The sequence below is a fragment of the Furfurilactobacillus siliginis genome, from assembly GCF_001437435.1.
Taxonomy (GTDB): Bacteria; Bacillota; Bacilli; order Lactobacillales; family Lactobacillaceae; genus Furfurilactobacillus; species Furfurilactobacillus siliginis.
In genome coordinates, this window is sequence record NZ_JQCB01000021.1 from 12,716 (window position 1) to 18,400 (window position 5,685).

Annotated in this window: 4 protein-coding genes; 3 read left to right on the forward strand and 1 reads right to left on the reverse strand. The window is 45.6% G+C overall.

All coding sequences use genetic code 11. From position 1 onward, the window contains the following. Positions 1 to 313 precede the first annotated feature (313 nt). Together IV55_RS09575 and IV55_RS09580 are read left to right on the forward strand one after the other, a co-directional pair. Positions 314 to 2,407 carry a putative polysaccharide biosynthesis protein gene (locus tag IV55_RS09575; protein WP_225425834.1) on the forward strand — a complete coding sequence of 698 codons (2,094 nt, stop codon included), beginning with the start codon at positions 314 to 316 and terminating at the stop codon, positions 2,405 to 2,407. A 30-nt stretch (positions 2,408 to 2,437) separates the two neighbouring features. Continuing rightward, on the forward strand, positions 2,438 to 3,169 hold the full coding sequence (locus IV55_RS09580; protein ID WP_057811666.1) for a pseudouridine synthase: 732 nt from the start codon (positions 2,438 to 2,440) through the stop codon (positions 3,167 to 3,169). 50 nt (positions 3,170 to 3,219) lie between these two features. Here IV55_RS09580 and IV55_RS09585 read toward each other — a convergent pair whose 3' ends face one another. Beyond that, the gene (locus tag IV55_RS09585; RefSeq protein WP_057811668.1) at positions 3,220 to 4,056 is read right to left on the reverse strand and encodes an NAD(P)H-hydrate dehydratase; all 837 of its coding nucleotides are present in this window, start codon (positions 4,054 to 4,056) and stop codon (positions 3,220 to 3,222) included. 128 nt (positions 4,057 to 4,184) lie between these two features. On the opposite strand from IV55_RS09585, the gene pepV reads away from it, so the two are divergent. Continuing rightward, positions 4,185 to 5,600 carry a dipeptidase PepV gene (gene pepV, locus IV55_RS09590; RefSeq protein ID WP_057811652.1) on the forward strand — a complete coding sequence of 472 codons (1,416 nt, stop codon included), beginning with the start codon at positions 4,185 to 4,187 and terminating at the stop codon, positions 5,598 to 5,600. The last annotated feature ends 85 nt before the right edge of the window (positions 5,601 to 5,685 follow it).

A 5,685-nucleotide genomic window follows, 5' to 3' on the forward strand; every position in this document is an offset into this window, starting at 1 on the left:
GCAGAGAGTGAGCCAGCTCGGTAGGCGCCGAGCAATTGCAGGCGGCTGAGCTGGGGACCTCGTTTAAGAAGCAGAGAGTGAACACACCTCGCAGTCATTCAAAGCCTGCACGTTCGTTTTCACAGGCAAAAATCCTCATCGCATTTCGCGATGAGGATTTTATTATGTATAAAAGTAAGCTATTTCACGCTAAAACTTGGAATTTACTAAAAGTTTCTCTGAAACACTGGCTGTGAACGACTTTTCACGCTAAACTCTTAGTTTAAGATAAGCGAGTTGTGCGCATTGAAACTAACATAGAATTGAGATACTTATGGCAAAAGAAGATACCACCAACCAAACTGAAACACCAATTCCAACGAGAAAGCAGTATCGACGCCGGCAACGTCGTACGGCTTTGATGGAAAAATTGCATTTAAATAAAAATAATAATGATGAACCGACCGAGTCACAAAGCACTGAAATCAGTGAACCGGCTGAAAGTAGCGCTGCCGAGACGGCGGAATCTGTTACAAGTACCTCTGCACAAGATACAGTAGCTAGTGCCAGTGAGACGGAATCTACTAGCATAACCTCAGAAAGTACAGTGGAAGGCGAAACCACCAGTGAGTCGGCAACAACGTCAACGTCGCAAACGAGTACCAGCACAACAACGGCGGTTCCCTTGGAGGCGACTATTGCTGCTACGACTGTGCCAGGTAGTCTAGACGCTGATGATAGTACTAGTACCGTTGAAAGCGAAGATCTTGGTCAGATTGTTGAACAACCTGGATTTGAATCCGTTAAAGTATCTGATCAAGAACAGATACTACGTGGGACCAGTTGGATGACGGCGGCTAGTATCACCTCACGGATTCTGGGTGCGTTATACATTATTCCGTGGGTTATCTGGTTTGGGACCTTTTATAATCAGGCTAATGCGCTGTTTTCAAAAGGGTACAATGTCTATTCCATCGTGTTGATGATTTCAACGGCCGGAATTCCGGCCGCTATTTCTAAACTGATTGCTCATTATAATGCGCTGAATGAATATGCAGTTGGATTTCGCTTGTTCAAGCGTGGCCTGGTCTTATCCTTTATCACTGGGTTAGTAGCGGCCATCCTACTTTGGGTAATGGCACCACTGAACGTTTTAACGACCGGTGATCCAAATGTTATTCCCGTGTTGCGTTCACTGACGCTAGCTGTGTTTGTATTTCCAACTTTGTCAATGATGCGCGGTATGTTCCAGGGATATCATATGATGGCACCTAGTGCGGTTTCTCAGTTTGTTGAACAACTTGTCCGGATTATTTACATGCTAGTGACCGCGTACTTAATTATGCGCGTCGGCACTTCACCAGCTAAAAACTGGCCGCATGCGGTGGTTCAATCAACCTTTGCCGCAGGTCTTGGTGCGTTAGCAGGAATCATTATCCTGGCCTATCAACTATGGCGTTACCGTGGCTACTTCAGACGGAAGATTAGTCAGTCAGCAGACGGCGTCATTATGTCGACACCACAATTGTTGAAGCAAATCATTTGGCAGGCGATTCCATTTACCATCGTGCCAAGTGCGATTGCCATCTATCAGTTGATTGACCAAGTGACGTTCTTTAGGATCATGGCGTTTACGTCAAATTTAAGTTATTCCGTTCAAAATACGTTGTATGCGTACTTTGATTTTAATGCCAACAAGATTATCATGATTACCGTTTCATTGGCTTCTGCGTTGGCAGCGACTGCCATTCCGTTATTAACGGAAGCACATACCAAGAAAGATACAAAAGGTACGAGTGCGCAAATTAATTACACACTGGAATTGTTTAGTTTCATTATGTTACCGTCTGCGTTGGGAATGGCGGCCATTTCCGTACCACTGTATACATTCTTCTACCGGTATTCGGCAGCTGGGTCAGTGGTTCTTGAATTTTCTGCCTACTTATCAATTCTATTCGGTTTATTCACAGTATTATCGACGGTGATGCAAGGTGTCGATCGTAACCGTGAAGTAATCTGGTATCTGGTCGTTGGGATTTTAATTAAGCTAGTTGTCCAAGCGCCATTAGTCGCTTTGGCACAACCACTGGGGCCTTTGTTAGCAACAACCATTGGCTTTGGTGTTTCTTGTTTCTTAATCTTCCGCAACTTAAATAAGCATTTCACCATCGATTACGAAGGCGTCTTGCACAAGGTCAACAAGATCATCTTGTATTCCTTAGTGACGTTTATCGTTGCACGTTTATCTGTGTGGGGATTAGATCACCTGTTAAATCCAGAATTAAAAATGATGGCCTTTGTAGAAGTTATCGTCGCCGTTGTTCTTGGCGGAGGGGCGTATGCCTACCTCGCCTTACGGTCTCGTTTAGCAGACGATGTTTTAGGACCACAAATGGCCCGCTTACGGCAACGACTACACATCAAATAATTGTTAGGAGGTGACTACGTGGGTAAAACCATGCGCTTAGATAAATATTTAAAAGATATGCGAGTGGCAACACGCAGTCAGGCTCACAACTTGATTCAAGGTGGTCACGTGACTGTGAATGGCGAGTGTATCAAAATTGCGCGGCATCCTGTCGATCCAGGTTTGGATGAAGTGTCCGTTGGTGGTCAGCTGGTGGGTTGGCAACAGCACTGGTACTTCTTGATGAATAAACCTGTGGCAGTCGTGACGGCGACAACTGATAAGGACACACCAACTGTGTTTAGTTTATTCAATCAAGCAGACTATCGGGATGATCTATTTCCTGTCGGGCGTCTTGATAAAGACACCACTGGGGCGCTACTCATCACAAATGATGGCGATTTAGGACATCGTCTTACCAGCCCTAAACATCATGTGACGAAGTTGTACCAGGCACAGGTGACAGGTCACTTGCAAACTGCTGATGTTGAAACAGTCGCCGCTGGTATCACCTTAAAGGATGGTACGGTGGTGCGCCCAGCAGAATTAACATTAGGTGATTACGATGTGGCTTTAGATCAAACCACGATTACCTTAGCGATTACTGAAGGTAAGTATCACCAGGTTAAAAGAATGATTGCCAGTCTCGGGCAACGAGTTGTCCAACTAGAGCGTGTATCCTTTGGACCGCTGATATTAGGCACGCTATTGCCGGGACATTATCGCGCATTATCGGAAACTGAGATTACACAGTTGCAAAAGACGGCTGGTATCGAAAAATAAAAATCGTTTAGTGGCCAGCTAATGTGGCTGCTAAACGATTTTTTTTGCTGTTAATTAGTTTTGGGAAGTGAGTATTGCTTCATGTACCAAGGAATTTCTTCACTGATTTGGGTTGGCAATACAACGTAGGCGTTGTGAGCTAAATCATCGGCAATTTGACTGTGAATATAAACGGCAGCCAAAACAGCGCCAAGTGTATCAGCAAACTGGGCGGTAAATCCGCCAATCATGCCTGCTAAAGTGTCACCCATACCGCCAGTTGCCATCGCAGGTGTACCACCAGGATTTTCAAATAGTTGTCCGTCACTTGCAATCTGCGTATGGTGTTTCTTCAAGACGATGATGCCACCAATTTTAGCTGCGGCCTGTAAATTGTTAGCAACTGTTTGTTCAGCAATTGGGATACCGGAAAGTCGCTGCCATTCCATTTCATGAGGCGTGAAAATGAGTTTAGCAGCCGGTAACATTAAACTGTGAGTAGCGACTAAATCGATAGCTGAGCCATCGATGATGAGAACTTGTTTTTCTGAAACAACTTCGAAAACGTCTTTTAAGATGCGCAAGCCTTGATCATCGTTACCAAGTCCCGGGCCCACAACGATACTTGTTGCGCCGCGAACTAATTCTTTCAGCTTGGCTTGATTATTGAAGTCAACAACCATCGCTTCTGGCATCCGTGTATGCAACGCTGTGACATTTGCTGGATCGGTTATGGTGGTCGTCAAGCCAGCACCACTGTATATCCCCGCGGTCGTAGCCATGATGATGGCACCGCCAAATTGAGCATTACCGCCGATAAGGGTTAGTCGACCGTAAGTCCCTTTATGACTGTCTGCTAGGCGTGGTGCAATAACGTTGCGTAACATTGCTTCAGTAATTGGTTGTATTGACATGTGCGCATCCTCCTGAGTCAAAGTATAGCATGTGCGCAAGGGTTAAGTTATCTTTCATCATTGTGAATATGATAAACTAATAGCTAACAAACCAAACTTATTTTGAATGGGGAGACACGTTAATGACAGATTGGAAAGCAGAAGTAGCACAACGTAAAGACGATTTGATGGCCGACTTGCAGACAATGTTGGCTGTTCCAAGTGTTCGTGATGATAGTAAAGCAACTGATGATGCACCACTTGGCCCTGGACCTAAAGCAGGCTTAGAAGCATTTTTAGCCATTGCTAAGCGTGATGGTTTTCGGACAAAGAACATTGATAACGTAGTCGGTTATGTTGAAGTCGGGGACCCTGATGCGGCTGAAACACTGGCTGTGTTAGCTCATGTTGATGTGATGCCAGCTGGTAATAGTTGGGACACGGATCCATTTACGCCAACTATCAAGGATGGACGGTTATATGCGCGTGGTGCTTTGGACGACAAGGGACCTGGAATGGCTGCTTACTACGGACTTAAGATTGTTTCGGAGCTGGGCTTACCATTGAACCGTAAAATTCGGTTTATTGTCGGCACGGATGAAGAGTCTGACTGGACGGGGATGCATCGTTACTTTGAAGTAGAACCTGCACCAACACTCGGTTTTTCACCTGATGCAGAATTTCCAATCATCAACGGTGAAAAGGGTAATATTACGCTGACGGCTGACTTTACTGGTCAACAAGACGTAGAAGCTAACAACACGTTAGTTTCCTTTGTTTCCGGTGAACGTGATAATATGGTGCCTGCAGAAGCAGATGCTGTGGTTACAAGTAGCGACAACGAAGCCTTGGTTAGCGCATTTACCGCCTTTTTAGATGCTGCACCGGTGACTGGTGAAGTCATCGTCGATGGTGATGGTGTTAAGCTACACGTTGATGGAAAGGCATCTCATGGTGCTTGGCCTGAAAATGGGATCAACGCCGGCACATACCTAGGCGCTTTCTTAGCCAGCCAAGATTTCAGTGGCGTAGCGGCAGACTTTCTTAACTTTATTACCGCCGATGTGCATGATGATACGGTCGGTGATCACTTGGGTCTAAAGATCACGGATGAAGTGATGGGTGCTTTATCCTTAAACATCGGGATCTTACGGTTTGCTGACCAGGCCGGTTCTGTCACATTGAACTTCCGGTTCCCTAAGAACACATCTGCTGAAGTAATCACTGAATCCGTCGCTAAGGCAGCTGCAGAAAATCATGGAACAGCCACGGCAGGGCGGGCAATGGTACCACATTACGTGCCTGCTGATGATCCATTGGTACAAACGTTGCTGAATGTCTACCATGACCAAACTGGTTTACCTGCTAAAGAAGAAGTTGTAGGTGGTGGGACATACGGGCGTTTGATGAAACGAGGCGTTGCTTTCGGCGCCATGTTCCCTGGAACACCGGATACGATGCATCAACCAAATGAATTTATTCCAGTGGATGATTTATACAGAGCGGCTGCAATTTACGCACAAGGAATTGCTGAATTAGCTGCTGAAACCGACGCGTAATCATATAAAGAAAACGTACAGGATATAGATGAGAGTGGGACAAAAGTCGGGAAGTCGTGAGCAAGACCTAGAACGACCGTACGGA